Origin of the sequence: Rhizobium sp. UBA1881 (assembly GCF_002338015.1) — a bacterium.
Classification (GTDB): Bacteria; Pseudomonadota; Alphaproteobacteria; order Rhizobiales; family Rhizobiaceae; genus Rhizobium.
Genome location: NZ_DDHH01000082.1, coordinates 3,301 through 4,308, shown reverse-complemented (window position 1 = coordinate 4,308; position 1,008 = coordinate 3,301). Strand labels below are relative to the sequence as shown.

General features: G+C 61.4%; 2 protein-coding genes. One reads left to right on the top strand and one right to left on the bottom strand.

Annotated elements, in window-relative coordinates:
• The coding region (gene tam, locus B3605_RS09950; protein ID WP_296433640.1) for a trans-aconitate 2-methyltransferase at positions 1 to 621 on the top strand (621 nt) is incomplete at its 5' end.
• A gap of 6 nt (positions 622 to 627) precedes the next feature.
• On the opposite strand, the gene B3605_RS09945 is transcribed toward tam, so the two are convergent.
• Complete coding sequence (locus tag B3605_RS09945; RefSeq protein ID WP_296433639.1) at positions 628 to 927, bottom strand: type II toxin-antitoxin system RelE/ParE family toxin; 300 nt, start codon at positions 925 to 927, stop codon at positions 628 to 630.
• Between the last annotated feature and the right edge of the window lie 81 nt (positions 928 to 1,008).

Genomic DNA, 1,008 nt, shown 5'->3' with positions numbered 1-1,008 from the left:
CGCTATGGCGCTTCCGGCGTCAGCGGGCTCGACAGCGATCTCAACATGCTGGAAGCGGCGCGCAAGCGCCTGCCCGGCACCGATTTCCTGGAGGCCGACCTCTCGAGCTGGCAGCCGAAAGAGCCGGTCGATCTGCTCTTCGCCAACGCCGTCTTCCAATGGCTGCCCAATCATCTCGATATCTTCGACCGGCTGATGGATGGGCTTTCGCCCGGCGGCGCGCTTGCCGTGCAGATGCCCGACAACCTGACCGAGCCGACGCATCTCTTGATGGAAGAGACCGCCCATGCCGGCCCCTGGAAGGCCGCCTTCGAGGCCAAGAGCGTCCGCCGCAACCCGCTGCCACCGCCCTCCACCTACTACTCCCGGCTGATCGGCAAGGCCAAGCGCGTCGACATCTGGCACACTGCCTACAATCACCCGATGGCGGATGCGGCGGCGATTGTCGAATGGGTCAAGGCCACCGGTCTGCGCCCCTATCTCGACCATGCCGGCGATCAGCATCGCGAGGCGTTTCTGGCGGATTATCTCGGGCGGGTGGAGAAGGCTTATCCTGAGATGTCCGATGGACGGGTGTTGCTGAGGTTCCCGCGGATATTCGTGGTGGCGGTGAAGGGGTAGACGGGGCTAGGTGTCGTTTAGTTCGCTGCCGAAGACGATGTTACGGCCGTGATGGAACACGCGTACAATCGTGACCTCGGCACCATCAATGCGGAAGGCTATCGTAGCGCGTCTACGATAGCCGACAATGCGCAGCCCAGGCGCGATATCGTCCCGGCGCATTCCGCGCTCGGGGAACGTCTCAAAACTCAAGCAGTAGTCATAAAGCTTGCCGACATAATTGCGCGCACGAAGCACACCCGCGTCGGAAACAATATAGCCGTATTGATCGTTGAAATCCTGGATGGCTTCCGGCGAAAATGCCACCCTATAATTCATCTTTCGCGTAACCGTGCCTTGTCGGTAGCGTCCATCGCCGCCCATATCTGGCGGCGTGCTTCAGTGGCC